Annotated in this window: 32 protein-coding genes; 6 read left to right on the forward strand and 26 right to left on the reverse strand. The window is 68.1% G+C overall.

The window, feature by feature from the left end:
* Positions 1–144: 144 nt before the first annotated feature.
* From IAE58_RS10890 to IAE58_RS10965, 16 genes are all read right to left on the reverse strand, one after another.
* Positions 145–942 (reverse strand): prolyl oligopeptidase family serine peptidase, encoded by a 798-nt coding sequence (locus IAE58_RS10890; protein WP_108761407.1) that lies wholly within the window; start codon positions 940–942, stop codon positions 145–147.
* 70 nt (positions 943–1,012) lie between these two features.
* Positions 1,013–1,279, reverse strand: a complete 267-nt coding sequence (locus IAE58_RS10895) for a hypothetical protein (RefSeq protein ID WP_108748795.1) — start codon at positions 1,277–1,279, stop codon at positions 1,013–1,015.
* A 70-nt stretch (positions 1,280–1,349) separates the two neighbouring features.
* Entirely contained in the window at positions 1,350–2,711 is a 1,362-nt protein-coding gene (gene mgtE, locus IAE58_RS10900) for a magnesium transporter (protein ID WP_108748796.1), read from the reverse strand.
* A 182-nt stretch (positions 2,712–2,893) separates the two neighbouring features.
* Entirely contained in the window at positions 2,894–4,663 is a 1,770-nt protein-coding gene (gene ptsP / locus IAE58_RS10905; RefSeq protein WP_199933714.1) for a phosphoenolpyruvate--protein phosphotransferase, read from the reverse strand.
* 2 nt (positions 4,664–4,665) lie between these two features.
* Positions 4,666–4,935 (reverse strand): HPr family phosphocarrier protein, encoded by a 270-nt coding sequence (locus IAE58_RS10910; protein WP_108748798.1) that lies wholly within the window; start codon positions 4,933–4,935, stop codon positions 4,666–4,668.
* Positions 4,928–5,320: a PTS fructose IIA subunit family protein gene (locus IAE58_RS10915; protein WP_108748799.1), complete on the reverse strand. Its 393-nt coding sequence runs from the start codon at positions 5,318–5,320 to the stop codon at positions 4,928–4,930. Before IAE58_RS10915 ends, IAE58_RS10910 begins: the two co-directional genes overlap by 8 nt.
* Before the next feature lie 232 nt (positions 5,321–5,552).
* On the reverse strand, positions 5,553–6,437 hold the full coding sequence (rapZ, locus tag IAE58_RS10920) for an RNase adapter RapZ (protein ID WP_199933713.1): 885 nt from the start codon (positions 6,435–6,437) through the stop codon (positions 5,553–5,555).
* A 22-nt stretch (positions 6,438–6,459) separates the two neighbouring features.
* Positions 6,460–7,410 carry an HPr(Ser) kinase/phosphatase gene (gene hprK, locus IAE58_RS10925; RefSeq protein WP_108748800.1) on the reverse strand — a complete coding sequence of 317 codons (951 nt, stop codon included), beginning with the start codon at positions 7,408–7,410 and terminating at the stop codon, positions 6,460–6,462.
* Entirely contained in the window at positions 7,407–7,859 is a 453-nt protein-coding gene (locus tag IAE58_RS10930; protein ID WP_164274235.1) for a PTS sugar transporter subunit IIA, read from the reverse strand. The genes hprK and IAE58_RS10930 overlap by 4 nt, the downstream gene beginning before the upstream one ends.
* 21 nt (positions 7,860–7,880) lie before the next feature.
* Positions 7,881–8,198 (reverse strand): ribosome-associated translation inhibitor RaiA, encoded by a 318-nt coding sequence (gene raiA / locus IAE58_RS10935; protein WP_108748802.1) that lies wholly within the window; start codon positions 8,196–8,198, stop codon positions 7,881–7,883.
* 58 nt (positions 8,199–8,256) lie between these two features.
* Positions 8,257–9,687: an RNA polymerase factor sigma-54 gene (locus tag IAE58_RS10940; protein ID WP_199933712.1), complete on the reverse strand. Its 1,431-nt coding sequence runs from the start codon at positions 9,685–9,687 to the stop codon at positions 8,257–8,259.
* Positions 9,688–9,726: 39 nt separating this feature from the next.
* Positions 9,727–10,446, reverse strand: a complete 720-nt coding sequence (lptB, locus tag IAE58_RS10945; RefSeq protein ID WP_108748804.1) for an LPS export ABC transporter ATP-binding protein — start codon at positions 10,444–10,446, stop codon at positions 9,727–9,729.
* Positions 10,446–10,961, reverse strand: coding sequence for a lipopolysaccharide transport periplasmic protein LptA (gene lptA / locus IAE58_RS10950; RefSeq protein WP_108748805.1), 516 nt, complete (start codon positions 10,959–10,961; stop codon positions 10,446–10,448). Before lptA ends, lptB begins: the two co-directional genes overlap by 1 nt.
* Positions 10,962–11,066: 105 nt before the next feature.
* Complete coding sequence (gene lptC / locus IAE58_RS10955; protein WP_108755586.1) at positions 11,067–11,642, reverse strand: LPS export ABC transporter periplasmic protein LptC; 576 nt, start codon at positions 11,640–11,642, stop codon at positions 11,067–11,069.
* Positions 11,639–12,187, reverse strand: a complete 549-nt coding sequence (locus IAE58_RS10960) for an HAD hydrolase family protein (RefSeq protein WP_199933711.1) — start codon at positions 12,185–12,187, stop codon at positions 11,639–11,641. The genes lptC and IAE58_RS10960 overlap by 4 nt, the downstream gene beginning before the upstream one ends.
* 51 nt (positions 12,188–12,238) lie before the next feature.
* A complete protein-coding gene (locus tag IAE58_RS10965; RefSeq protein ID WP_199933710.1) occupies positions 12,239–13,240 on the reverse strand; it encodes a KpsF/GutQ family sugar-phosphate isomerase in 1,002 nt (333 codons plus the stop codon).
* A gap of 54 nt (positions 13,241–13,294) precedes the next feature.
* On the opposite strand from IAE58_RS10965, the gene IAE58_RS10970 reads away from it, so the two are divergent.
* The 3 genes from IAE58_RS10970 to IAE58_RS10980 are packed head-to-tail and all read left to right on the forward strand — an operon-like array spanning position 13,295 to position 15,135.
* Positions 13,295–13,525 carry a BolA family protein gene (locus tag IAE58_RS10970; RefSeq protein WP_108748809.1) on the forward strand — a complete coding sequence of 77 codons (231 nt, stop codon included), beginning with the start codon at positions 13,295–13,297 and terminating at the stop codon, positions 13,523–13,525.
* 21 nt (positions 13,526–13,546) lie between these two features.
* Positions 13,547–14,821: a UDP-N-acetylglucosamine 1-carboxyvinyltransferase gene (gene murA, locus IAE58_RS10975; protein ID WP_108755588.1), complete on the forward strand. Its 1,275-nt coding sequence runs from the start codon at positions 13,547–13,549 to the stop codon at positions 14,819–14,821.
* Complete coding sequence (locus IAE58_RS10980; protein WP_108748811.1) at positions 14,818–15,135, forward strand: hypothetical protein; 318 nt, start codon at positions 14,818–14,820, stop codon at positions 15,133–15,135. Before murA ends, IAE58_RS10980 begins: the two co-directional genes overlap by 4 nt.
* Positions 15,136–15,240: 105 nt before the next feature.
* Here the strand turns inward: IAE58_RS10980 and IAE58_RS10985 are convergent, their stop codons facing one another.
* The 6 genes from IAE58_RS10985 to purM all read right to left on the reverse strand — a co-directional run bounded on the left by IAE58_RS10985 (position 15,241) and on the right by purM (position 19,466).
* Positions 15,241–15,924 (reverse strand): DUF3108 domain-containing protein, encoded by a 684-nt coding sequence (locus tag IAE58_RS10985; protein ID WP_108748812.1) that lies wholly within the window; start codon positions 15,922–15,924, stop codon positions 15,241–15,243.
* Between the two features lie 2 nt (positions 15,925–15,926).
* On the reverse strand, positions 15,927–16,730 hold the full coding sequence (locus tag IAE58_RS10990) for a DUF3108 domain-containing protein (RefSeq protein ID WP_108752383.1): 804 nt from the start codon (positions 16,728–16,730) through the stop codon (positions 15,927–15,929).
* A gap of 67 nt (positions 16,731–16,797) precedes the next feature.
* Entirely contained in the window at positions 16,798–17,451 is a 654-nt protein-coding gene (purN, locus tag IAE58_RS10995) for a phosphoribosylglycinamide formyltransferase (RefSeq protein ID WP_199933709.1), read from the reverse strand.
* A complete protein-coding gene (locus tag IAE58_RS11000; RefSeq protein WP_108771246.1) occupies positions 17,448–17,885 on the reverse strand; it encodes a hypothetical protein in 438 nt (145 codons plus the stop codon). Before IAE58_RS11000 ends, purN begins: the two co-directional genes overlap by 4 nt.
* Before the next feature lie 7 nt (positions 17,886–17,892).
* Complete coding sequence (locus tag IAE58_RS11005; RefSeq protein ID WP_199933708.1) at positions 17,893–18,387, reverse strand: hypothetical protein; 495 nt, start codon at positions 18,385–18,387, stop codon at positions 17,893–17,895.
* A gap of 20 nt (positions 18,388–18,407) precedes the next feature.
* Positions 18,408–19,466 (reverse strand): phosphoribosylformylglycinamidine cyclo-ligase, encoded by a 1,059-nt coding sequence (gene purM / locus IAE58_RS11010; RefSeq protein WP_199933707.1) that lies wholly within the window; start codon positions 19,464–19,466, stop codon positions 18,408–18,410.
* A gap of 112 nt (positions 19,467–19,578) precedes the next feature.
* Here purM and IAE58_RS11015 point away from each other — a divergent pair, with 112 nt between their 5' ends.
* The 3 genes from IAE58_RS11015 to hda are packed head-to-tail and all read left to right on the forward strand — an operon-like array spanning position 19,579 to position 22,582.
* Entirely contained in the window at positions 19,579–20,706 is a 1,128-nt protein-coding gene (locus IAE58_RS11015) for a DUF2066 domain-containing protein (protein ID WP_233614906.1), read from the forward strand.
* Positions 20,703–21,875, forward strand: coding sequence for an AI-2E family transporter (locus IAE58_RS11020; RefSeq protein ID WP_199933705.1), 1,173 nt, complete (start codon positions 20,703–20,705; stop codon positions 21,873–21,875). The genes IAE58_RS11015 and IAE58_RS11020 overlap by 4 nt, the downstream gene beginning before the upstream one ends.
* Entirely contained in the window at positions 21,875–22,582 is a 708-nt protein-coding gene (gene hda / locus IAE58_RS11025; protein WP_108751488.1) for a DnaA regulatory inactivator Hda, read from the forward strand. The genes IAE58_RS11020 and hda overlap by 1 nt, the downstream gene beginning before the upstream one ends.
* 409 nt (positions 22,583–22,991) lie before the next feature.
* On the opposite strand, the gene murU is transcribed toward hda, so the two are convergent.
* From murU to IAE58_RS11045, 4 genes are all read right to left on the reverse strand, one after another.
* On the reverse strand, positions 22,992–23,702 hold the full coding sequence (gene murU / locus IAE58_RS11030) for an N-acetylmuramate alpha-1-phosphate uridylyltransferase MurU (protein WP_199933704.1): 711 nt from the start codon (positions 23,700–23,702) through the stop codon (positions 22,992–22,994).
* 10 nt (positions 23,703–23,712) lie between these two features.
* Positions 23,713–24,738, reverse strand: coding sequence for a phosphotransferase (locus IAE58_RS11035; protein WP_199933703.1), 1,026 nt, complete (start codon positions 24,736–24,738; stop codon positions 23,713–23,715).
* Between the two features lie 55 nt (positions 24,739–24,793).
* Positions 24,794–25,063: a GlsB/YeaQ/YmgE family stress response membrane protein gene (locus IAE58_RS11040; RefSeq protein WP_108748822.1), complete on the reverse strand. Its 270-nt coding sequence runs from the start codon at positions 25,061–25,063 to the stop codon at positions 24,794–24,796.
* 70 nt (positions 25,064–25,133) lie between these two features.
* The gene (locus IAE58_RS11045; RefSeq protein WP_108748823.1) at positions 25,134–26,627 is read right to left on the reverse strand and encodes a M20 family metallopeptidase; all 1,494 of its coding nucleotides are present in this window, start codon (positions 26,625–26,627) and stop codon (positions 25,134–25,136) included.
* Positions 26,628–26,714: the final 87 nt, after the last annotated feature.

Below are 26,714 nucleotides of genomic sequence, written 5' to 3' on the forward strand. Positions count from 1 at the left end.
GGGTGCCAACCAAGGTTGGCACCTACCGGAGCGGTGCGAGTGCCAACCAAGGTTGGCACCTACCGGAGCGGTGCGGGTGCCAATCAAGGTTGGCACCTACCGGAGCGGTGCGGGTGCCAACCAAGGTTGGCACCTACCGGGGCGTCAGCGCTTCTGCGCGAACAGCCAGGCCCACATGGCGGGGTCGGCGTAGGTGGCGTCCCAGGCGTTGTGGTTGCCGTCGGGGTATTCGGTGTAGCGCACGTCGCGCGCGCCGGCGGCCTGGAAGGCGGCGTGCAGTCTGCGGTCATCGGCCGGGGGCACTACATCGTCCAGCGCGCCGTGGAAGATCCAGATCGGGGTGCGCTGCAGGCGCTGGGCGATGGCCGCGTAGGGATCGGCTTCGTGCGCGACCTGTTCGACGAACAGAGTCGGGCGCACCGCGCGTGGGGCCAGCACGGCGCCGCACACCGGCACGATGGCGGCGAAGCGCTGCGGGTCGTCCAGGGCGATGTTCCAGCTGCCGTAGCCGCCCATCGACATGCCGGTGAGGTACTGGCGCGCGGGATCGGCGCCGAACTCGGCCACGGTCGCATCCAGTGCGGCGATCGCTACGCGGTTGTTGTGGCCGCTCCATTCCTGGTCGCCGGGCACCTGCGGGAACACGGCCAGCGCCGGGAAATCCGCCGCATGGCGGCGCAGATGCGGGCCCAGCCCGGCGTGGGTCGGCTTCACCCCGTCGCCGCCGCGCTCGCCCGAGCCGTGCAGGAACAGCACCACCGGCAGCGGACCGGCGGCGCGCGCGCTGTCGGCGGGAATGAACACCTGGTAGTAGGCGGTCTGCCCGTCCACCTTCACCGCGCGCGATTCAAAATGCCCGCGCGCGCTGTCCGGCGTGCTGGCGCAGGCGCCCAGCATCAGTACGGCCAGCAGCGGCAGCCAGCGCAGGAACGGACGAGCCATAACGTTTCCCCAAGGTTTGGAAGCGTTTTCATGGTAATCGGACGCCCAGCGCCGGGCATCGTGCAGCGCATCACTGCGGGCGCGGCGCGCTGGCGATGATGGCCAGTTGTTCCTGCGCTTCGGCATTGCCGGCCGCGGCCGCGGCCTGGACCTGCGCCAAGTCGGGGTGCATTACCACCAGCAACGGGTTTTCGCACACCGGGCAGTCGTACTCGGTCGCGTCTTCGTCCAGCTCCATCACCATCGCGCGCGAGCTGCCTTTCCACTCGCATGCTGCGCAGGTGTGCATCTGTTCGCGCCAGCCGGGCTGGAAGTAGTTGTCGATCGTGGTGGCCATGCAGGCGTCCGGAAGGTCATGCCGCTGGGGTCAGAGCCCTGCTGCGCAGGGATCTGACCCCTTGTGCGGGTCAGTGCAGCAGGATGAGGGTGGCCAGGCCGAGGAAGCTGAAGAAGCCCATCACGTCGGTCACCGCGGTCACCACCACGGTGCCGGCCACGGCCGGGTCGACGTTCATGCGCTTGAGCAGCAGCGGCAGCAGCACCCCGGCCAGTGCGGCGGCCAGGAAGTTGATGATCAACGCCAGGGTGATCACCAGCGACAGCAGCAGGCTGTGGAACCACAGGAAGGCGATGACGCCGACCAGCAGGCCGATCAGGGTGCCGTTGATCAACGCAACGCGCGCTTCCTTCCACAGCAGGATGCGGGCGTTGCTCTGGCCCACCTGGCCCAGGGCGATGCCGCGCACCATCAGGGTCAGTACCTGCACGGCGGCATTGCCGCCCACGCCGGCCACGATCGGCATCAGCACGGCCAGCGCCACGACCTTCTGCAGGGTCAGTTCGAACTGGCCGATCACGCTGGCAGCCAGGAAGGCCGTGCACAGGTTGATGCCCAGCCAGACCACGCGGCCGCGCACGGCACGCTTGATGGGCGAGAACAGATCCTCTTCCTCGTCCAGACCGGCGGCGCCCAGCGCCTGGTGCTCGGCCTGCGAACGGATGATGTCCACCACGTCATCGATGGTGATGCGGCCGAGCAGGATGTTGTTGTCGTCCACCACGGGCGCGGAGACCCAGTCATGGTCGGAGAACTGCCGCGCCACTTCCTGGTCGCTTTCACCAACATCGATGGCCGGCTGTTCGTCATCGATCAGGCGGTTGATCGGGGTGGTGTCTTCGTGGGTGACCAGCGCGGCCAGCGAGACGCGGCCCAGGTACTGGTGGCGGCGGCTGACCACGAACAGATGGTCGGTGTGGTCGGGCAGTTCGCCGCGCAGGCGCAGGTAGCGCAGCACCACGTCCACGTTGACGTCGGCGCGCACGGTCACCACGTCCGGGTTCATCAGGCGGCCGGCGCTGTCCTCGGGGTAGGACAGCACCTGTTCCAGGCGCTCGCGGTTCTCGCGGTCCATCGACTTGAGCACTTCGTCGATGACCGTATCGGGCAGATCCTCGACCAGGTCGGCCAGATCGTCGATGTCCAGGTCTTCGACCGCGGCGATGATTTCGTCCGGGTCCATGTCCGCGAGCAGGCTCTCGCGCACTTCCTCACCGACGTGGACCAGCACCTCGCCGTCGTCTTCCGGGTCGACCAGGCCCCACACCACTTCGCGCTTGCCCGGCGGCAGCGATTCCAGCAGGTTGCCGATCTCGGCCGGCGCCAGGGTGTTGACCAGGCGGCGCACCGGCCCCAGCCGGCCGCTGTCCAGCGCATCGGACAACAGGCGCAGTTGGCGCGCAGTCTTGTCGTGGCGTACAGCTTCGGCCATCGCAGCTCCCGCGGGAAGAGAAAAGCCGCGATCCCGGCAAGGATGCGGCAACAGGGGTGTTCAGCACGTCATTATCGCAAGCCGATGTTGCAACGCATAGCCGCCGGGCATGGCCCGGCGCTACCGGGGACGCATTGTGGTGGTAGCGCCGGGCCGCGCCCGGCGAGCGCGTAGCGCGGCAGTCAGGGTGTCTCGGCCACCAGGGCCAGCCAGCGTTCGATGCCGCGGCGATCGCGCGCGGCCAGCAGCTTCGGTGCGCGTGCGCGCAGGGTGGCCAGGTCGCTTTCGCGGATCGCACGGCGGACTTCCAGCAGGGTGCCGGGGTGCAGGCTGAACTCGGTCAGGCCCAGTGCCAGCAGCAGCGGCGTCATGCGTGCGTCGCCGGCGATCTCGCCGCACACCGCCACCGGAATGCGATGGCGTGCGCCGGTGTCGATCACCAGCTGCAGCAGGCGTACCACCGCCGGATGCAGCGGCGAGTACAACTCGCCCAGCGCTTCGTTGTTGCGGTCGGCGGCCAGCAGGTACTGGACCAGATCGTTGGTGCCGATCGACAGGAAATCCACCAGGTCGATGAAGCTTTCCAGCGCCAGTGCGGCGGCCGGCACTTCGATCATCGCCCCCAATGGCACATGGTCGGCCACCGCATGGCCTTCGGCGCGCAGTTGTTCGGCCAGCTTCAGCAGGCGCCGGCGCACCGCCAGCAGTTCCTCGCGGGTGCTGACCATGGGCACCAGCACGCGCAGCTTGCCGTAGGCCGAGGCGCGCAGGATCGCGCGCAGCTGGGTGTCGGATACCTTCGGCCGCGCCAGCGACAGGCGCACGCCGCGCAGGCCCAGCGCTGGGTTCTCTTCGTTGCTGAGGGTCAGGCCGGTACGGTCGGCCTTGTCCGCGCCCAGGTCCAGGGTGCGGATGGTGACCGGACGCCCGCTCATGCCCAGGGCGGCATCGCGGTAGGTCTGGAACTGTTCTTCTTCGTCGGGCAGTTCGTTGCGCTGCAGGAACAGGAATTCGGTGCGGTACAGGCCCAGGCCCTGCGCGCCGAGCGCGTGTGCCTGGGTCACGTCTTCCAGCGATTCGGCATTGGCCAGCAGGGCGATATCGACCTGGTCGCGGGTGCGGCTGGGCTTGCTGCGCAGGCGGCCGAGTTCGCGCTGTTCGCGCGCGTGTTCCTTCAGCCGTACGCGGTAATCGCGCAGGTTGTCGGCCTGAGGGTTCACAGTGATGCTGCCGTCGGCGCCGTCGATGATCAGCACATCGCCGTCGGCCACCCGGCCCAGCACCTGCGGCACGTTCACGATCAGCGGCAGGTGCAGGCTGCGGGCCAGGATCGCGCTGTGCGACAGCGCGCTGCCAGCGGCGGTGACAATGCCGACCACGCCCTGGGCCTGCAGCTGGGCCAGTTCGGACGGTGCGATGTTGTCGCAGACCAGGATTTCCCCGGCCAGGCCTTTCACCACCGGCGCGCGGTCGGGTTGCAGGAAGGCGTGGATGCGGCCGATCACATGGTCCAGGTCGTCCATGCGGCTCTTCAGGTAGGCATCGTCCATGCCATCGAAGACCTTGGCCAGGCGGTCGCGCTGCAGGCGCAGTGCGTAGCCGGCGCTGTAGGGGCCGCTGCGGATCAGTTCGTCCAGCCCGAACAGCAGCTCCGGGTCATCCAGCAGCAGGGCATGCAGGTCCAGGAATTCGCCCACTTCCTGGTTCAGCGCGCCGTGCAGGCGCTGGCGCAGGTCGTGCATCTCGGTACGGGCCGCTTCCACCGCGCGGTGCAGGCGGGTCAGCTCGGCCTGCACCTGCTGCGGCGCCACGCGCTGTTCGGCGATTTCCAGCGCATGCGGCAGGCGCACGCGCGCGCGGCCCAGCGCGGTACCCCGTGCGGCGCCGTGGCCGGACAACAGCTGCACCGGCCGTTGGCCGGAAGGCAGTTGCCCGGCACGTGCGCGCGGCACGCTCAGCTGTCCTCGTCGAAGCGGCGCTCGAACAGGTCAACCACCGCGTCCATGGCAGCCGCCTCGTCTTCGCCGGTGATGCGGATGGTGACGGGCGTGCCCTGGCCGGCGGCCAGCAGCATGACGCCCATGATGCTCTTGGCGTTGATCTCACGGCCCTTGGCGGCCATGGTCACGTTGCAGCGGAAGGGCGCCAGGGTCTGCACCAGCTTGGCGGTGGCCCGGGCATGCAGGCCCAGGCGGTTGCTGACTGTGAGTTCTCGTTCAAGCATCGTCGACTATCGCTCCATTGCGGGTGCCCGCCGCCGCAGTGGCGGGCAGTTGATCCAGTGCCTGTTCCGGATAATTCATCACCCGCAGCAACATCGGCAGGCTCAGCGCCGACACCCGGCGAACCGGGGTTCCCAGCCGGGCCAGCTGCCCGGCAAGGTTGGCAGGGCTGGCGCCGTACAGGTCGGTCAGGATCAGCACGCCTTCACCACCATCGACCCGGCGCAAGGCAGCCGAGGCAAGCGGGAGAAGGGCATCCAGGTCTGCGTCGAACGGTACTTCGAAAGCTTCGGTTTTCAGCGGCAATTGCCGCAGGAGCCGGGTCGCCACGTCAAGCAGGGCGGTCCCGACCCCGGGGTGTGTTACGAGGAGAATGCCACAGGTCATTACTGCACGTTAACAGGTCAGGGTGAACGGGCGATAGCAGCAGGAGAGGGGCACTGTGTCCCGTATTCAGTGTTGCCGGGGTCGGATCCCTTTTCCACGGGAAAAGGGCCCTGCCCCCATCGTGTCGACCAAGGTCGACACCTACCAACAGCGCAGGAGTGTCGACCAAGGTCGACACCTACCCACAGCATTCGTCGAGCATGGCTCGACGCTACAGGGGCTGGCCGCCTCGTCAATCCTGTTCGCGGTGATAAGTCGCCACGTCATCCCAGCCCATTTCGCGGGCGTGCCGGGCCATGCGCTCGGCCAGGAACACCGAGCGGTGCTTGCCGCCGGTGCAGCCGAAGGCCACGGTCACGTAGCTGCGCGTGCCATCGCCCAGCTTCGGCAGCCAGGTGTCCAGGAAATCCATCAGCTGGGTCAGGTAGCGCTGCACGTCCGGCTGCGCTTCCAGGTAATCGCGCACGTCCGGTTCGCGGCCGCTCAGGGCGCGCAGGTCCGGGTCCCAGTGCGGGTTGGGCAGCACGCGCGCATCGAACACGAAGTCGGCCTCGGCCGGCACGCCGCGCTTGTAGGCGAACGATTCGAACAGCAGCGACAGGCGCGTGGCATGGCCCAGCGCGAATTCGGTGATGATGCGGCGGCGCAGCTGGTGCACGTTCAGGGCGCTGGTATCGACCACAGCATCGGCCTCGCGGCGCAGCGGCGCCACCAGTTCGCGCTCGCGGGCGATCGCTTCCGGCAGTGACAGGCCCAGCTGGCTCAGCGGATGGCGCCGGCGCGTGTCGGCGTAGCGCTTGAGCATGGTTTCGTCGCTGGCCTCGAAGAACAGCACCTTCACCTGCACGCCCGCGTCGGTGGCCTGCTGGCGCCAATCGGACAGCTGGCTCAGGTCGTTCTGCCCGCGCACGTCGATGCCGACCGCCAGCCGCCGCGGCGCTGCGCCGTCGTGGTTGTCCAGCACGCTGCGCACGAAATCCGGCAGCAGCCGGATCGGCAGGTTGTCCGAACAGTAGTAGTCCTGGTCTTCGAAGGTCTTCAGGGCGACGGATTTACCCGAGCCGGACAGGCCGCTGACGATGATCAGGGTCGGGGCGGTGGGGGAGGCGGTGCTCATGGACAGGCTCTTTGCAGTGGGCTCAGGGTGTTCGCCGTTCCAGCAGGTTGCTGTGGCGGGCGATGAACATCGCCGCCGGGTCGATACCCTTGGTACGTAGAATGTGCAGCCGGGTGGCCGCCTCGGTCAGCACTGACAGATTGCGGCCGGGCATCACCGGCAGGGTGATCAGCGGCACGTCCAGGTCCAGCACATGGCGGGTACCGGAATCGCCGGTCAGGCGTTCGTAGCCATGCGGGGTGGGCTCGGTCATCGGCTTGGTCAGGTGCACGATCAGGCGAAGGTACTTGTTCTTCTTTACCGCCGTATCACCGAACATCTCGCGCACGTTCAGCACGCCCAGGCCGCGTACTTCCAGCAGGTCCTGCAGCAGCTCGGGGCAGGTGCCATCGAGCACGTCCGGGGCGATCTGGGTGAACTCGGGGGCATCGTCGGCCACCAGGCGGTGGCCACGGCTGAGCAGTTCCAGCGCCAGTTCACTCTTGCCCGACCCGGCCTCGCCGGTGATCAGCACGCCGATCGAATAGATTTCCATGAACACGCCGTGCAGGATCACCCGCGGTGCCAGCGTGCGTGCCAGGTGGTAGGACAGGTGGTTCAGCAGTTCATGGCCGCGCTTGGGCGACACCCACAGCGGGGTGCCGGATTCATCGGCGGCCGCGCGCAGGTCTTCCGGGCAGGGCTGGTTGCGGGTGATGACCAGCGCCAGCGGGTGCGAATGCATGATTTTTTCGATCGTTTCCCAGCGCTGCCGCGGTTCCAGCGCGTCCAGCCAGGACAGTTCCTCGGTGCCCAGGATCTGCACCTTGTTCGGGTATATCGCATTGAGGTAACCGGCCAGCGAGGGGCGCCGGGACACCGTGTTGCCGGCTTCCAGTTCTCGCTTTTCGCCGGACTGGCCGGCAACCCAGCGCAGCGCCAGCCGCTCGCGCTGCTGTTCGAACAGTTCACGTGCGGTGATGCTGGTATTCATGCGGCGCTCGCCGAAGGGGGAAGGTCCAGGGCCTGGCGCAGGCTGCGCGCGTCGCCGGCCTCGCGCAGGGCCTGGCGGATGGCCGGCGAAGAGAACAGTTCGGCCAGTTCGGACAGCAGCATCAGGTGCTGGTGGGTGTAGTGGGCGGGCACGGCCATGGCGAACACCAGGTCCACCGGGGCGTCGCCGCCAAAATCGATGGGGGTGGCCAGCCGCAGCAGGGCGCCGCGGGGCCGGTCCAGCGCGGGCGCGCGCCCGTGCGGAATGGCGATGCCCTCGCCGATGCAGGTGCTGCCCAGCGCTTCACGCTGGCACAGGTTCTGGTAGATCTGCTCGGCATTGGCCTGGCGGCAGGCCAGCAGGCCGGCGGCGGTCTGCAGAACGCTGTCGCGGTCGGTGGCCGTGCAGAGCTGGGTCTGCACGGCCGCCAGAAGGTCAGTCAGGGGCATGTCTGCGGGGAACGGTGGCGATCAGCCGCCATTGTCGCCCACCGGCAGCGGTGCGTGCTGCTGTTTTTTCTCCTTGTGCTTGATCACCAGGCGGTCAAGCTTGTCCGCCAGCAGATCGATCGCGGCGTACATGGTCTGGCCGTTGGCCTCAGCATGCAGGGTCTGGCCGGGAATATTGAGGCTGGCGTCGACGTGGTGTTCGGTCTTCTGCAGCTTGAGGGTTACCCGCGCTTCGCAGTGCTGGTCGAAGTGCTTGCCGATCCGGGCCAGCTTGTCCTCCACATAGGACTGCAGGGCCGGGGTGACTTCGACATCTTTGCCAAACGTTTCGATGCGCATCGGGTTTCTCCTGTGTTCGGATGTGCCAATGAACCTCTCCGCCGGGCGCGGCGGCGCGTCAAGCGATTCTGACCCTTTCGTGCGAGGCGGAGATGTTCATGGCCTCACGATACTTCGCAACGGTGCGGCGCGCTACCGGGATTCCCGACGTTTTCAACAGGTCAGCCAGCTTGGCGTCAGAAAGCGGCTTGCGCGGGTTCTCGTCATCGATCAGGCGCCGGATCATGGCCTGGATGGCGGTGCTGGACGCTTCGCCACCGCCGTCGGTGTCGATGCCGGAGGCAAAGAAGGCACGCAGCGGCAGGGTGCCGCGCGGCGTGCGCACGTGCTTGCGGGCGATGGCACGCGAGACGGTGGATTCGTGCAGGCCGAGTTCGCCGGCGATCTCGCGCAGGGTCAGCGGCCGCAGGGCCTGTTCGCCGAACTCAAGGAAGCCGGCCTGCTGCTGGATCAGGCAGCGCACCACGCGCACCAGGGTTTCGCCGCGGGCCTGCAGGCCCTTCAACAACCAGCGCGCTTCCTGCAGTTGGCTGCGCAGGTAGCCGGCATCGGCATCGCCGCAGCGACGGATCATCTGTTCGTAGCCGCGGTGGATCATCACCTTGGGCCCGGCATGGGCGGCCAGCGCCGCGCGCCACACACCGCCCTGCCGCCACACCACCACATCGGGCACCACGTAGGTGTCCTGCGAAAGCGGGGCGATCTGCGTGCCGGGTCGCGGGTCGAGCGAGCGCAGCAGGGCCACGGCGGTCTCGACCTCGGCCAGCGGTTGTTTCAGTTCCTGCGCGATGCCGGCCACGCCGCTGCGCGGCAGCCGTTCCAGCGGGCCGGCGGCAATCTGCCGGGCCAGCGCCTGGCCGGGCGTGTCGGCCGGCAGCACCGCAAGCTGCAGCTGCAGGCATTCGCCCAGCGAACGTGCGGCCACGCCCACCGGATCGAAGCGCTGGATCTGGTGCAGCACGGTGAGGATTTCGTCTTCGCCGGCATGGATGGCCGGCAACAGGGTTTCGGCGATGGTGGCCAGCGGTTCGCGCAGGTAGCCATCGTCTTCCAGCGCATCGATCAGGGCCGCGCCGATGCTGCGATCGCGCAGCGACAGGTGCGAAAGATGCAGTTGCCACAGCAGGTGGTCGGCCAGCGTTTCGGTCTCGGCCACGCGCTCTGCGGCGCTGCCGGTGTCGTCATCGTCGTCGAAGCTGCCGCTGCTGCCGGCGCTGCTCCAGTCCAGTTCCGCCGGCGCCCAGTCGTCGCCGCCGTTCTCGCTGGCATCGGCAGTGGGCGGCGCGTCGTTGTCGGCGCCGCCATCCTGTTCGCCGCCTGCGGCCGCATCATCGCCTTCGGCCCAGTCCAGCAACGGGTTGCTTTCCACCGCCTGGGCGATTTCCAGCTCCAGCTCGGTGCTGGACATCTGCAGCAGCTTGATCGCCTGCTGCAGCTGCGGTGTCAGCACCAGGTGCTGTCCCAACGATGTCTGCAGCCGAGTCTTCATGCCTGTGCCGAACGGAGGGGAGTGGGCCCGGCGGCCGCCTTACAGCTTGAAGGAATCTCCAAGGTAGACGCGACGCACGTCTGCGTTGTCCAGGATCGCCTCGGGCGAACCCTGGGCCAGCACGGTGCCCTCTGCGAGGATATACGCGCGGTCGCAGATTCCCAAGGTTTCGCGCACATTGTGGTCGGTGATGAGTACGCCGATGCCACGCTGCTTCAGGTGGGTGACGATGCGCTGGATTTCGCCCACCGAGATCGGGTCGACGCCGGCGAACGGTTCATCCAGCAGGATCAGGCGCGGCTTGGCGGCCAGCGCGCGGGCGATCTCGCAGCGGCGGCGCTCGCCGCCGGACAGGCTGGCGCCCAGCTGTTCGGATACATGGCCCAGCTGCAGTTCGTCCAGCAGGCTGTTCAGTTCGCGCTCGCGGCCGGCCGAATCCAGATCGTCGCGCAGCTCCAGCACCAGGCGCAGGTTGTCGGCCACGGTCAGCTTGCGGAACACCGACGGTTCCTGCGGCAGGTAGCCCACGCCCTGCTTGGCACGGGTATACATGGGGTCGTCGGTGATGTCCTGGCCGTCCAGCACGATGCTGCCGGCATCGGCCGCGACCAGGCCCACGATCATGTAGAAGCAGGTGGTCTTGCCGGCGCCGTTGGGGCCGAGCAGGCCCACCACTTCACCGGCGTCCAGGGTCAGGCCGAAATCCTTGACCACTTCGCGCTGCTTGTAGCGCTTGCGCAGGCCCTTGGCGACGAGCATTACTTCTTGCTCCCGGCCGGCGCGGCCGGCGTCTTGTTCTTGGGCGGAATGACCGTGCGTACGCGGCTGCCGTCGCCGCCGGAATTCATCTCGCCGCTCTTCATGTTGTAGACCATGCGCTGGCCGGCATTGGTGCCGCGCGCGCTGGTGACCTTGTAGTTGCCGGTCAAAGTGACGGTATCGCTCTTGACGTCGTAGTCGATGTTGTCGGCCACCGCATCGACCCAGGTGCCGTCATCCAGCTGCTGCTTCATCTTGGCCTGCTTGCCGGTGAACACGGCGCGGACCGCTTCGCCGTCCTTCATGTAGATCTCGGCCTGGGCCGAACGCAGGTCCAGGGTGCCCTGGGTGATCACCACGCCCTGCGACAGGGTGGTCTTGCCGTCGCCGGTCAGCGAACCGGACTGCGCACCAGCGTCGATGTGCATGTCTTCGTTGCGGTCGCTGGATTTGGCGAAGGCGGCGCTGGGGACAAGAAGACCAAGCGCGAGCACGGCTGCAAAGGGAATCTTCATCGGGGTCCGTTCTACCGGTGGGAGGCGCCCGGGGGTAACCGGGCGGCCGGGTGGGTGCTGCTGGCGCTGCGCCTGTCGGGAAGACGTCGCGGGCCGGCGGCGGAATCAGCGCTTGGGCGTGTAGCGGCCCTTGGACTGGCTGAGGAAATGATACGTGTTGTTCTTCGAATCCACTTCAAAGCCCACGCCGGACTGTTCCATGCCCGGGCGGGTCATGGTGACCAGCGCGTCGGTGCGCGCACGGTTCTCTTTCGGGAACACGTCCAGATGGTCGGTGCGGAAGGTGGTGGGCACCACGCCGGGCGCGACCGGGCTGTCGCCGGCCACGTTGCCGCGCAGCTTCATCTCATCGCCCTTGGCGCTGAGCCAGCCGGTTTCGGCGCGCAGCGTCCAGTGCCGGCCCTCGGCATCGGGCATTTCAAACAGCGGCGTGGCGATGTTGATGGTCTGGTCGCCACGCTGGCGTTCCAGCAGGGGCGCGCGCAGGGTGGTCGATTCCTTGCCCTGGTCGTCCAGGGCCACGATCTGGAAATCGTGCAGGATGTAATCCACGCCCGCGTCCTGGCCTTCGCTCACCGGGCCCTTGTCGCGGTTGCGCAGGGCGGCCCAGCTGCTCAGCAGCGCGGCCAGCAGCAGGCCGACGCCAAGCACGGTACGCCAGTTCACGCGTGCGGTATTCATGCGCCGAACCTTGCCAGCACGGCGTCCACATGGCCCTGAGCCGCCAGCAGCACATCGCACAGCTCGCGCGCGGCACCACGGCCGCCCTCGCTGCGGGTCTGCCAGTGGGCGCGTTCGGCGATCCACGGGTGCGCGTTGGCCGGGGCCACGGCCAGGCCGACTGCGCCGATCGGGGCCAGGTCGGGCAGGTCGTCGCCCATGAAGGCCACCTGGTCCAGGCCGATGCCATGCTGGGCGCACAAGGCGTGCACGCTGGCCAGCTTGTCGCCCACGGCGATCTGGGTATCGATGCCCAGGTCGGCGCCGCGCTTGAGCGCGGACTGGCTGTTGCGCGCGGTGATGAGCACGGGGTGGATACCGTGCTGCTGCAGCAGTTTCAGGCCCAGACCATCCTGCACGAAGTACGCCTTGCTCTCGTTGCCGTCCTTGTCGTAGTACAGCCGACCGTCGGTGAGGGTACCGTCCACGTCGAAGCAGGCCAGGCGGATGCGGGCCGCGGTGGCAAGCAGATGGGCGGGGAAGGCGGGCAGGGGGGACCAGGGCATCAGGGTGTCGGACTCGGTGTTGGTATCTGAATGGGGTCTACGGACTATTGGTTAAACCACCCGGGCCCGCAACAGGTCATGAATGTTCAGCGCACCGACGGCCCGGCCCTGCTCATCGACCACGATCAGGCCGTTGATCTTGTGGGTTTCCATCAGGCGCGCCGCTTCCACGGCCAGCTGGTCGGCACCGATGGTGCGCGGGCTGCGGGTCATGACGTCGGCGATGCGGGCGGTGCGCACGTCCAGCGCGCTGTCCAGAGCGCGGCGCAGGTCGCCGTCGGTGAACAGGCCGATCAGCACGCCCTGGGCATCGACCACGGCGGTCATCCCCAGCCGCTTGCGACTCATCTCCATCAGGGCTTCGCTCAGGCTGGCGCCGGCGTCCACCTTGGGCAGGTCCTCGCCGCTGTGCATCACATCGGTGATGTGCAGCAGCAGGCGGCGGCCCAGGCTGCCGGCCGGGTGCGAACGGGCGAAGTCGTCGGCGGTGAAGCCGCGCGCGTCAAGCAGCGCCACCGCCAGCGCATCGCCCATCACCAGCGAGGCGGTGGTGCTGGAGGTGGGCGCCAGGGCCAGCGGGCAGGCTTCGGCCGGCACGCTCACGTCCAGGTGGATGTCGGCGGCGCTGGCCAGGCTGGACTGGGCGCGGCCGGTCATGGCGATCAAGGTGTTGCCCTGGCGCTTGAGCACCGGCAGCAGCATCAGGATCTCGTCCGATTCGCCTGAATAGGACAGGGCCAGCACCACATCGTCCTCGGTGATCATGCCCAGGTCGCCGTGGCCGGCTTCACCCGGGTGCACGTAGAACGCCGGGGTGCCGGTGGAGGCCAGGGTGGCGGCGATCTTGCGGGCGATATGCCCGGACTTGCCCATGCCGGTGGCGACCACGCGCCCGCGGCTGCCCAGGATGGTCTGGCAGGCCTGCTGGAAGGCCTCGCCCAGGCGCCCGGCCACGGCCTGCAGGGCCTGCTGTTCGATCTCGAACACGCGCTGGCCACTGGCCACCAGGGCAGCGGGATCGACGGAACGGGAGGGCAGGGGGGACTCGGCCATGCGGACGCCACGCAGCGGAAGTAGAATGAGGGCTCATTTTATTAGGAAAGCCCGTTGGACGCCGACACCATCCGCAACCTGATCGAAACCGGCCTGCCCGGCGCCCGCGCCGACGTGCGTGGCGACGACGGCGTGCACTTCGAAGCGACCGTGGTCAGCGAGGCCTTCGCCGGCAAGATGCCGCTGGCCCGCCACCGGATGGTCTATGCCACCCTGGGCGACCTGATGGGCGGCGCGATCCACGCGCTGGCGCTGAAAACCGTGACCCCGGCCGAAGCCGGCTGAACCGCAGAAGATTCCCTATACATGGCCAAGATCGTTGTGACCGGCGGCGCTGCGCTGCACGGTGAAGTGAGCATCTCCGGCGCCAAGAACGCCGTCCTCCCCATCCTCTGTGCAACCCTGCTGGCCGACGAGCCGGTGGAGATCACCAACGTGCCGCACCTGCACGATGTGGTCACCACGGTGAAGCTGCTGGGCGAGCTGGGCGCCAAGGTCACCATCGACCAGGGCACGCTGTCGCGCGGCAGCGCGATCGTGGTCGACCCGCGTTCGGTGAACCAGCACGTGGCACCGTATGAGCTGGTCAAGACCATGCGCGCCTCGATCCTGGTGCTGGGCCCGCTGCTGGCCCGCTTCGGCGCCGCCGAAGTGTCGCTGCCGGGTGGCTGCGCGATCGGTTCGCGCCCGGTGGACCAGCACATCAAGGGCCTGCAGGCGCTGGGTGCGGACATCGTGGTGGAAAACGGCTTCATCAAGGCCACCGCAAAGCGCCTGAAGGGCGGCCATTTCACCTTCGACATGGTCAGCGTGACCGGCACCGAGAACGTGCTGATGGCGGCCGTGCTGGCTGAAGGCACCACCATCCTGGACAACGCCGCGATGGAACCGGAAGTGACCGATCTGGCGCACTGCCTGATCGCGCTGGGCGCGAAGATCGAAGGCGTGGGCACCGCCCGCCTGGTGATCGAAGGCGTCGAGCGCCTGACCGGTGGCCGCCATGAAGTGCTGCCCGACCGCATCGAGACCGGCACCTTCCTGGTGGCCGCGGCGATGACCGGTGGCAAGGTGACGGTGAACCGTGCGCGCCCGAACACCATGGATGCGGTGCTGTCCAAGCTGGTGGAAGCCGGTGCCAAGATCGAGACCACTGAGGATTCGATCACCCTGGACATGCAGGGCAAGCGGCCGAAGGCAGTGAACCTGACCACCGCGCCGTACCCGGCGTTCCCGACCGACATGCAGGCCCAGTTCATGGCCTTGAACTGCGTGGCCGACGGTGTGGGCGTGATCAATGAAACGATCTTCGAAAACCGTTTCATGCACGTCAACGAACTGCTGCGCCTGGGCGCGGACATCCAGATTGAAGGCCACACCGCCATCGTGCGCGGTGCCGAGCGCCTGAGCGGTGCGCCGGTGATGGCCACTGACCTGCGTGCATCGGCGTCGCTGATCCTGGCCGGCCTGATGGCCGATGGCGATACCACCATCGACCGCATCTACCACCTGGACCGCGGCTACGAAAACATCGAAGAGAAGCTGTCTTCGCTGGGCGCCACCATCCGGCGCGTGACCGCATGATCCTGCGCGGCAGGTTCACCCGCCGCCGCAAGGCGCTGCTGGCCCTGGTGCTGCTGGCGCTGGCGTGGCTGGGCTATGCCTGGTACGCCAACCTGGCCATCACCAAGGGCATCGAGCAGAAGGACATGGACTGGAACGGTGACGGCACGGTGACCCGTGACGAGATCATCCAGTCGTTCTACGCGGTGGCGGTGAATGACAGCCAGGACGGCAACCGGCACTGCCGCACGTTCGTCTGGCGCGGCACCGGTGAGCAGATCCGCGTGGACTGCCGCACCGAGTTCAAGCCGGCCGCGGCCGAGGAAAAGAAATAAGAAAACGCCCGCGCAAGCGGGCGTTTTTTGCGGTAGCGCCGAGCCGTGCCCGGCGAACGCGTAGCGCGGAACGAAAATCCGCCGGGCATGGCCCGGCGCTACCGATCAATTCATCGCCTTGATGGTCAGATCCAGCGCGTCGCGGCCGCTTTCCTTCTGCAGCATGCGCGCCGGCACCGGGAATTCCGGCACGATCCAGGCGATCAGTTCCTTGTTGCCGTCCACGCGCGAGACCTTGGTGGCCTGGTAGCTCTTGCCGCCCACGGTCACCGCTTCCTTGCCCACGATCTTGTAGGTCATGTTCTTGATGCGGCCTTCGTCCACCATGCGGTAGGTCAGCGGCTTGCCGGCGGCCAGGTCGCGGGCGATGGCCAGGTTGATCAGCAGTGCATCCATGTCGCCGGCCTTCAGCGCGATGGGGCCGGCGCGGTCGGGCTTGATATCGCCGGTCCAGGTGGCCTGGTTGCTGCTCCAGTTGTAGTTGGCCTGCACGTTGCGCTTCTTCACCAGCAGCGCCGAACGGTCCTGGCTGCTGAGCGGACGCAGCTGCCCGCGCACTTCCTCGAACACCGTGCTCTGGCTCAGGTCGGCCAGCTGGTTCTTCACGTTCAGGCTGTAACGCCACTTGTTGGCGCCTTCGCTGGCCAGGGTCATGGTGCCGTTGGCCTGCATGCCCATGTAGCTGGCCAGGTAGTCGGCCTTGAAGGGCTGCAGCGCCATGGCCGGCAGGCTGGCGACGGACAGCGCGGCCGCGGCGATCCAGGTCAGGGGGCGGGTCAGGGTCTTCATGCTCACACTCCTTGGTATTCGATCAGGCGCAGGTCCACGCGGTCCTCGCCATCTTCGCGTTGCAGGATGCGCACCGGCGTGGGGACACCGTTGGCGATCCAGAGAATGGTTTCGTTGCTGCCGCCGTTGGTGCGGAACACCCGCAGCGCGTTGTAGGACAGATCGCCGACAGCCACGTTCTCGGTTTCGGCGGCGGCCTGGTAGTCGTGCTGGCGTACCCGGCCCATGTCGACATAGCGGTAATGCATGGTCGCGCCCGGGCGGGCGTCACGCATGATCGCCAGGTTGATCAGCAGGGCACTCTGGTCACCGGCCTGCAGCGGAATGGGCTGGGCGCGATCTTTCTTCACATCGCCGCTCCACTGCGCGGTGCCGGCCTGCCAGTTGTAGGTGCCCACCGCCTTCTTGCCCAGGAACAGGCCCTTGCGCACCGTGCTCTGGCTGAGCGGTGCATAGGCGCCGGCGCGTTCCTCGAACACGGTGCTCTGTTCGATGTTCAGCCCCAGCACGCTGGCAAAGCCGCGTCGGCCGACCACCTGCATGTCCACCCGCCACTGGTTGCCGCCGGTGTGGGTGACCTGCATGGTGGCATCGCCGGCCTCCTTGCCCTTGTAGAAGGCCTGGTAGGTGGCGCTGAACGGCTGCAGCGGCGGCGGTTCCCAGGCCAGTGCAGGCGGCATGGGCACCGCCGGCGCGGCGGGTACGGCGGCAGGCGCATCCGGGGGCGTGGCCTGTCCCCAGGCCGCGCAGGCGAGCACAGCAATCGGCAGCAGCAGGAATTTGCGCAACAACGGCGTGGTCTTCATGGCGGGCAGGAACCGCGGGAGGGGGCAGGATGCCAGCCCCGCAGTCAGCAGGGCGTGTGCACGGGCGTTACCGGTTCAGGTTCCCGGCGGAATCTAGGGCCAGCGGGCTAAACAGGGGGTGACCGTCGAACTGCGGCTGCCCCTGCCGTTCAGCCAGGCGCCCATCGCACAGCAGCGACAGGGTGGCGATCAGCAGCGGGTGCTCCACTGCCAGCACCCGCGCGGCCAGGGTCTGCGCGTCATCGCCGGCCAGCACCGGCACCCGTGCCTGGGCCAGCACCGCGCCGGCGTCCAGCTCGGGCACCACTAAGTGCACGCTGGCCCCGGCTTCGGCATCGCCCGCTTCCAGCGCGCGGGCATGGGTGTGCAGGCCCTTGTACAGCGGCAGCAGCGAGGGGTGGATGTTGACCAGGCGGCCACTGAAGCGCTGTACGAAATCGGCGCCAAGGATGCGCATGTAGCCGGCGCAGACGATCCAGTCCGGCGTGAACGCGGCCAGGGCATCGCCCAGCGCGGCATCGAACGCGGCGCGGTCGGTGAAGTCCTTGGGCGAACGCGCCCAGCGCTGCGCCGGCGCCACGTTCAGCAGCGCGGCCGCGTCGGGCTTGTCCGACAGCACCGCCACCACCTGCGCGTCCAGCCGGCCCGCGGCGATGGCGTCCAGGATGGCCTGCAGGTTGCTGCCCCGGCCCGAGGCGAGTACGGCAATGCGTGCGGTCATGCGACGACGGCGCTACCGGGGGCGGCGAACCGTGCAGACACGTCCGGGCGCAGCAGCACCACCAGGGCGTACACGCCCAGGCCGATGCCCAGCGCGCCGCCCAGGCAGGCGGCGCCGGATGCGACCAGGCAGAGGGTGCGCCGCTGCCGGTCACCCAGTGCGCGCGCGGCCACCAGGCTGAGCACGGCGAACGCGCCGATGACCACGGCGAAACCGGCAAACACCACCGCCAGCAGCGCCGGCGAGGCATTCGGGTCGGTGCTGCGGCTTTCGCTTACGTAGCCGCCCACCGCGCCCAGCAGGAGCAGCAGGCACAGCAGCACCTGCACGCCGCCATAGACGTAGAACAGGATCTTCAGCGTATGCAGGTGGCCGTTGATCTGGATGTCGGTCCAGCCACGGGGAGCGTTCAGCGGGGGCGGTACGGCGGCCATGGCGGTCTCAGCGGCGGGTGGGGGCGTTGGCTTCGAAGGCGGCCTTCACCTGCGGCCGCAGCAGCACGATCAGGGTGAACACGCCCAGCACGGTGCCGAACGGGGTGAACAGACAGGACACGCCGGCCACGACCAGGCACAGCAGGTAGCGGCGGCGCTGCTGCAGGCAGCGCCCGGCCCAGGCGATGCACGCCGCCAGCGCCAGGCCGCAGGACACGATGCCGCCGCCCATGACGATGAACATCCAGCCCATGAAGCGCTGTTCCTGCAACGAGGTGGGCTGGCCGTTGGAGTTCATCGGCAGGGTGCCGTTGAGCATCAGCACGCCCATCACGATGTGGAACACGAAGATCAGCGCGAACACTGCCGCCAGCCCCGCCACCACGTAGTGGAAGATCGACAGCAGCCGCAGGTGGTTGCTGTCCTCGGCGGTGAGCACCGGCGCCGCGGGGGCGGGCGCCGGTGGCGACAGGTCGTTGGCGGTAGGGGGCAATGCGTCCATGCGGGCTCCTTTGTGCCGGATCAGCCGATGCGGACGCGTTCTGCGCCGGCAGCGGGGGTGACCTGGCCGATGGTCCAGTGCTGCAGGCCCTGCGCCTGCACGGCAGCCGATACCGCCTCGACCTGGTCGGGGGCAACGATCAGCACGAAGCCGATGCCGCAGTTGAAGGTGCGCCACATTTCGCTGTCCACCACGGCGCCTTCCTTCTGCAGCCACTGGAACACCGGCGGCAGGGTCCAGGACGAGGCCTGGATATCCAGGCCCAGGCCTTCGGGCACCACGCGGATGATGTTCTCGGTCAGGCCGCCACCGGTGATGTGGGCCATGCCGTGGATCGCCTCGCCGTGCGATTTCAGCAGCGACAGGATCGGCTTCACGTACAGGCGGGTCGGCGCCATCAGCGCATCGACCAGCTTCACCCCGTCTTCCAGCACCAGGTCGGCCGGCTGGCCGGCGCGGTCATAGATGCGGCGCACCAGCGAGTAACCGTTGGAGTGCGGACCGGAGGAGGCGATGCCGATCAGCACGTCGCCGGCGGCCACGCTGGCGCCATCCTTCAGTTCGCTCTTTTCCACGGCGGCCACGGTGAAGCCGGCCAGATCGTATTCGCCCGGGGCATACATGTCGGGCATTTCAGCGGTTTCGCCGCCGATCAGGGCGCAGCCGGCCTCGGTGCAGCCGTTGGCAATGCCGCCCACCACCGCCGCAGCGGTGTCGATGTCCAGCTTGCCGGTGGCGAAATAGTCCAGGAAGAACAGCGGTTCGGCGCCCTGCACCAGCACGTCGTTCACGCACATGGCCACCAGGTCGATGCCGATCGTATCGTGGCGGTTCAGCTGGTGGGCCAGCTTCAGCTTGGTGCCCACGCCGTCGGTGCCCGACACCAGTACCGGTTCGCGGTACTTGTTGGACAGGTCGAACAGGGCGCCGAAGCCACCCAGGCCGCCCATCACTTCCGGGCGGAAGCTGCGCTTGACCAAAGGCTTGATCCGCTCGACCAGCTCGTTGCCGGCGTCGATGTCGACACCCGCATCACGGTAGGTGAGGGGGGAAGGGGCGGAAGACGGGGTGTTGGTCACGGGCGTCGGCGCTGGCAGGGGTTGAACGGGCGATTTTAACAGGCCGGATTGGCGCACAGGCCGTATTCGGGCAACAATTCCCCCCGGATACGTCGAGCCAATGGATGTCCTGATGCGCCGCAGCCTGTTTCTCCCCCTGCTTCTGGCCCTGAGCCTGCCGGTGGCCACGATGGCCCAGAGCGGCCTGCGAACCGAAGGCGATGTTGCTACCGCCAGCGGTGCCTATGAAGCCGAAGTCCCGGTCAACAGCCAGGCCGAGGGCGACCGCAACGGCGGCCTGGCCCGTGCCCTGGGCGTGGTGCTGGGCAAGCTGTCCGGCGACCGCAGCGCAATGAGCCGCCCCGGCGTGGCGCAGGCGCTGCGTAACGCCAAGGACTACGTGGCCAGCTACGACTACAAGCAGGACCAGAGCGTGGGTGCCAGCGGCGCCCCCAGCTACCGCACCCTGCTGGTCGCGCGCTTCCGCGAAGACGATGTGGATGCGCTGGTCTCGGCCCTGGGCCTGCCGCTATGGCCGCAGCCGCGGCCCAAGCCGGTGGTCTGGATGGCCGTGGACGATGGCAGTGGCCCGCGCCTGGTAAGCGTGCAGCAGGCCAACGCCGCCCGCCCACTGCTGAACCGCGCCATCGAGCGCGGCTACAAGCTGGGCCTGCCCAGCGGTGGCGCGGCCGAACAGGCGCTGGTGGGGGCCATCTGGCGCCAGGACAGTGCCGCGGTGGCCCGCGCTTCGTCGCGCTACGCCCCGCCCATGCAGCTGATCGGCAAGCTGTACCGCGCCAACGGCGGCTGGCAGGCCGACTGGGTGTTCGTGGACAACGGCCGTGAACTGAACAAGTGGACCAGCAAGGACGCCAACGCCATGCGCGCGATGGCCGCCGGTGCCGACGGCGCCGCCGATGCGCTGGTGAAGCGCTACGCCAAGGCGGGCGCGGCCACCGGCCAGGCCGGCAGCTACCGCGTGGTAGTGACCGGCATCAACGGCAGCGATGATTACCTGCGCCTGGCCGCGGGCCTGCGCGAAGTGCCGGTGGTGCGCAATGTCACCCCGCTGCGCGCCACGGCCGACCATCTGGAACTGAACCTGGAAATGACCACCGGTCTGGCCGGCTTCAACCGCATGCTGGGCGACAACGGCGTGCTGGTGCCCTCGGCCACGTTGCCGGCGCTGCCCACCCCGCTGGATGACAGCACCGGTGTGCCGGTGGCGCCGCCGGTCAGCAACGAGTACCGCCTGCGATGATCCTGAGCCCGGAGGCGGAAATCGCGCAGTTCCTGCGGCGCCTGAAGTATGTGGCCGTGGCCCTGCTGGTGGGCTGGGTGGTGTTGCTGCTGGCCCCCATCCTGACCCCGTTCGTGCTGGCCTTGGCGCTGGCCTGGCTGGGCGACCCGCTGGTGGATCGGCTGGAGGCCCGTGGCCTGTCGCGCAACACCGGCGTGGTGCTGGTGTTCGTGGCGATGGTCCTGCTGATCACCGGGCTGATGCTGGTGCTGGTGCCGATGATCGAGCGCCAGATCACCACCCTGGTGGCGGCCGTGCCGCAGGCGCAGGCGTGGCTGATGCAGAAGGGCATTCCCTGGTTCGAGCAGAAGACCGGCCTGGAAGTGATGCAGTGGATGGACCCGGATCGCCTGATCGAATGGGTGCGCAGCCACTGGCAGCAGGCCGGCGGCTTCGCCACCACGTTCATGGGCTACGTCTCGCGCTCGGGCTTCACCGTGGTGACCTGGGTGGTGAACCTGGCGCTGCTGCCGATCCTGGCGTTCTACTTCCTGCGTGACTGGGACAAGCTGGTCGAGCGTGTTGCCTCGGTCATTCCGCGCAACCATATCGGCACCATCAGCAACCTGGCGCGCGAATCCAACGATGTGCTGGGTGCGTTCATCCGCGGCCAGTTCCTGGTGATGGTGGCGCTGGGGGTGATCTACGCCGCCGGCCTGTCGCTGGTCGGGCTGAAGCTGGGCCTGCTGATCGGCCTGGTGGCCGGTCTGATCAGCTTCATTCCCTACCTGGGCGCGACCACCGGCATCGTGATGGCGGTGGTGGCCGCGCTGGTGCAGGCGCAGGGCATCGACCTGAAGCTGCTGCTGCTGGTGGGCGTGGTGTTCACCGTGGGCCAGCTGCTGGAAAGCTACGTGCTGACCCCGCGCATCGTGGGCGACAAGATCGGCCTGCACCCGGTGGCGGTGATCTTCGCGGTGATGGCCGGCGGCCAGCTGTTCGGCTTCCTGGGCATGCTGCTGGCGCTGCCGGTGGCGGCGGTGAGCAACGTGCTGCTGCGCTATGCACACCAGCGCTACCGCCAGAGCGAGCTGTACGCGGGCGAGAAGCCGTCCATCGTGCTTGATGGCGTGGTCGATGCGCCCCATATCATCGTCACCCCTTACGAGAACGGCCCGGACCCCAGGTGATTGGTGTGCCGCAACTTCCGCTGGCCCTGCATTACCCGCGGGACCAGCGTCTGGAAACCTTCATCGGCGCGCCGGATGGCGCGCTGGCGCAGCTGCGTGCGATCGCGCTGGGCGCCAGCCACGATTGGGTGTACCTGGAAGGCGCGGCCGGCACCGGCAAGACCCACCAGGCTTTGGCCATGTGTTCGACCGCCGAACAGGCGGGCCGGCTGCCGACCTACGTGCCGCTGGCCAGCGTGGCGGGCCGGGTGCGGGTGGCACTGGAAGGGCTGGAACAGCGCGAGTTGATCGCCCTGGATGGCCTGGATGCAGTGGCCGGCGACCGCGAGGACGAGGTGGCGCTGTTCGATTTCCACAACCGTGCGCGCGCGGCCGGGGCGACGGTGCTGTACACCGCGCAGGCGGCGCCGGGCGAGCTGGGGTTGTTGCTGCCGGACCTGCGTTCGCGGCTGGGCCAGTGCGTGCGCGTGCTGCTGCAGCCGCTGGACGAAGAAGGCCGCGCGGCGGTGTTGCGCGAGCGCGCGCTGCGGCGTGGGCTGGCCATTGATGAGGCCGCCATCGAGTGGCTGCTGTCGCACACCGGGCGCGAGCTGGGTGGGCTGATTACCCTGCTGGACTGGCTGGACCGCGAATCGCTGGCGGCCAAGCGCAGGATCACGGTGCCGTTCCTGCGGCAGGTGCTGGAAGAAGGCCGCCCGCGTTACTGAGGGTGGGGTTTTTTTGTTGCAGGGCTGCTGCCCTGCACCCGTGTAGAGTCGAGCCATGCTCGACTGAAGCAACGTCAACGTCAACGTCAAAGGCCGGCTTCCTGGGGGGAGGCGGGGCGGTGTGGGCTTGCAGGACACGCCGTAAACCCGTCCATGGGGGCTCGTAGGCGCCATCCATGGCGCCTGCGGTCCTGCAAGCCCACACCGCCCCGCCTCTGACAGCTCCCTGCGGCTGTTGGTAGGTGTCGACCTTGGTCGACACAGATGAGCGAGCGCAGCGAAGCGACCCGCTTCTGCTTTTCTTTTTCTTTTCCGTGGCTGGACGCCCACGGAAACTGTCAGAGGCCGGGCGCGGCTTTGCAGTCGAGCAAGCTCGACTCTACCGATCAGGCGACCAGCCACGAGGGGCTCAGCCGTTGGTGGCCAACTCCGCGTCCAGCGCGTGCAGGCGATCGACCGTGCCGACGTCGGTCCAGCGCCCGCGATGGTGCTGTCCTGTCATCAATCCCTGCGCCATGAAATGCTTCTGCAGCGGGACCACCGAGAACTTCGGCGGCTCCCGCTCGCTGCCCGCGGCATCGCCGATCACCGCGCGCCAGTCGGCCACGATCGATGGCCGGTACACGCCGATGCCGGCATAGGTCAGGCACGGCCCGGCACGGTCGTGGTGCAGCAGACCCTGCGCATCCAGCCGGTAATCGCCCTGCGGGTGCTGCGCAGGGTTGTCCACCAGCACCAGGTGTGCCTGGCCCTGCGGCTCGCGCGGCAGCGTGGCGAAATCGAAATCGGTCCAGATATCCCCGTTCACCACCAGGAACGGTGCATCACCCAGCTGCGGCAGGGCATTGAGGATGCCGCCCCCGGTTTCCAGCGGCGTAGCGCCTTCGTGCACGAAGTGCAGGCGCAGGCCCCACTGGCTGCCATCGCCCAGCGTGGCCGGGAACTGCTCGGCCAGCCAGGCGGTGTTGACCACCACCTCGCGTACGCCCAGCGCCGCCAGGCGTTCCAGGTGCCAGGCGATCAGCGGTTTGCCGGCCACTGCAAGCAGCGGCTTGGGCGTATGCAGGGTGAGTGGACGCATGCGCTCGCCCAGGCCGGCGGCAAAGATCAGGGCCTTCATCGCAGCGCCTTCAGCGGGCCACGCGCAGCGGCGCGGCATGTTCGGCCAACGCCGGCTTGATCCGCGTTTCCAGCAGCTGCTGCAGCGGCGCCAGTTCGCGGTAGCGCGGCAGCACTTCATCCAGATAGCCGATGAAGCGCGGCACGTCGTCCAGGTAGTGGCCCTTGTTGTCGCGGTAGCGCAGGCGGCTGAAGATGCCCAGGCACTTCAGGTGGCGCTGCACGCCCATCCAGTCGGCATCGCGCAGGAAGGTGGCGCGGTCGGGCACCGGCAGGCCGGCCGCCTGCGCGCGCTGGTGGTACAGCGCCAGCCAGCCGTCCACGCGCGGCAGCGGCCAGCTCAGGAAAGCGTCCTTGAACAGGCTGACCGCGTCGTAGGCAATCGGGCCCCGCACCAGATCCTGGAAGTCGAGGATCGCCGGGCCGTCGTCCACCGGCATCAGGTTGCGCGGCATGTAGTCGCGATGGGTCATCAGCTGCGCCTGGCCCAGCGCGTTGTCCATCAGGCGGCGCTGCACCAGCTGCAATGCTTCGGCTTCGCGACAGTCCAGGGTGATGCCCAGGTGGCGCTGCAGGAACCATTCTTCGAACAGGCCGGCATCGCGCTGCAGCAGGGCCTCACCGAAGTGGCCGAAATCCTCGGGTACGGCAATGGCCTGCAGGCGCAGCAGCTGGTCGATCGAGCGCTCGAACCAGGCGTCGGCATTGCGTTCGTCCAGCACCTTGGCCAGGGTCGGCCCGCCCAGGTCTTCCAGCAGCAGGAAGCCGGCGTCCAGGTCCTGGGCCAGCAGCCCGGGCACGCGCAGGCCGTGGTCGTGCAGCAGCCCGCGCATGCGCAGCCAGGGCTGCGGATCTTCCAGGCCGGGCGGGGCATCCATCACGATGTGGCTGCCGCGCGTGCTGGTGATGCGCCAGTAGCTGCGCAGGCCGGCATCGACCGAAGCGCGTTCGACCACCGCGTGGGCGTCGTCCAGCTGGGTGCGGGCCCACTGCAGGCGCTGCGCGCTGCGCTGGGGATCGGAAGCAGGTTCGGTCATGCAGGCGGTTCCGGGCGCGCCAGGCGCGCCACGCTCAGGAAAGAGAAAAGGGGGATCAGCGGCGTGGGCTGAACAGGCGCATCAGCGCCAGCACGGCCACCGCGCCGACCACGGCACCGAGGAAGCCGGCCGGCTCGCCGGGGCGGTACCAGCCCATGTACTGGCCGAACCACCCGGCCACCAGCGCACCAACGATGCCCAGCACGATGGTCAGCAGGCAGCCCATGCGGTTGTTGCCGGGCATGAAGAAGCGCCCGAGCAGGCCGACGAAGAAGCCGACCAGCAGGATGTACAACCAGCTGCTGCTGCCGAAAAGACCATTCATGCGCGTGGTTTCCGCTGGGGGTGGACGCAGCCTAGCAAGGCCAGGCTGCGCCCGTCACGGTGTGCCGCGATCAGCAGCAGCCGTGGTCGCCGTGGCGGGTGCCACTGTCGGCGGCCACCGGCGAACCGCTGGTCTCGCCGCGCAGGCTGGCAGCGTAGTGTTCGCTGATGACCTTGGACACGCAGGCGGTGACCTTCTTGCCCATCGGAATGTGCAGGAACTCGTTCGGGCCGTGGGCGTTGGAGTGCGGGCCAAGCACGCCGGTGATCATGAACTGGGCGCCCGGGAACTTCTCGCCCAGCATGCCCATGAACGGGATCGAGCCGCCTTCGCCCATGTACATGGCCGGCTTGCCGAAGAAGGCCTGGCTGGCATCGTCGATGGCCTGGGTCAGCCACGGCGCCATGGCCGGGGCGTTCCAGCCGGTGGAGGCCTTTTCCAGGTCCAGGGTGACCTGGGCGCCGTTCGGCGGGTCGCGCAGCAGCGCTTCCTTCAGCAGTTCGCCGCAGGTCTTGCCGTCGGCGGTGGGCGGCAGGCGCAGCGACAGCTTCACCGAGGTCTGCGGGCGCAGCACGTTGCCGGCCGATTCCAGCGGCGGCATGCCGCCGATGCCGGTGACCGACAGGGCCGGGCGCCAGGTGCGGTTGAGTACCAGCTCGGCCAGGTCGTCGTTCATCGGGCGCAGGCCGTCGACCATCGGGAATTTCTCGAAGATCTCGGTATCGACCACTTCGGCGGCGCGCTTGGCCTGTTCCTGGCGCTCGGCCGGGATCTCCACGTTCATGCCGTCGATCAGGATGCGGCCGGTGTCCTGGTCCTCGATGCGCGACAGGATCTGGCGCAGCAGGCGGAAGCTGGACGGGATCACGCCGGAGGCATCGCCGGAATGCACGCCTTCGTTGAGCACCTTCACGGTGAAGTTGCCGCCGGTCAGGCCGCGCAGCGAGGTGGTGCACCACAGCTGGTCGTAGTTGGCGCAGCCCGAATCCAGGCAGACCACCAGCGAGGGCTTGCCGATGCGGTCGGCCAGATGGTCGACGTAGGCCGGCAGATCGTAGCTGCCCGATTCTTCGCAGGCTTCGATCAGCACCACGCAACGCGCGTGCGGCAGGCCCTGGGCCTGCAGGGCCAGCACGGCGGCCAGCGAGCCGAAGATGGCGTAGCCGTCATCGGCGCCACCGCGGCCGTACAGCTTGTCACCGCGCAGCACCGGGGTCCACGGGCCCAGGTCGTCGTCCCAGCCGGTCATTTCCGGCTGCTTGTCCAGGTGGCCGTAGAGCAGGATGGTGTCGTCGCCGGTTTCCGCGCCGGTGGCCGGAATTTCCAGGAAAATCAGCGGGGTACGGCCTTCCAGGCGGACCACTTCGACCTTCAGGCCGGGCAGCTGCTGGGCCTTGGCCCAGTTTTCCATCAGGGTGACCGCCTGTTCCATGTAGCCGTTCTGCACCCAATTGGCGTCGAACATCGGCGACTTGTTGGGAATGCGGATGTAGTCGACCAACTGCGGGACGATTTCGCTGTCCCACTTTTCATTGACGAATTGGCCGAGCTTGGCGCTGTCCATCTGAAACTCCGGTTGCATGGCTGATCCGCGCATTCTACGCCTGTGGTGGGGGTAGGGTTTTTCCTACACGACGTCGGGTAGTTGGCT

The organism is Stenotrophomonas sp. S49, from assembly GCF_016624905.1.
In the GTDB taxonomy this organism is placed as follows: Bacteria; Pseudomonadota; Gammaproteobacteria; order Xanthomonadales; family Xanthomonadaceae; genus Stenotrophomonas.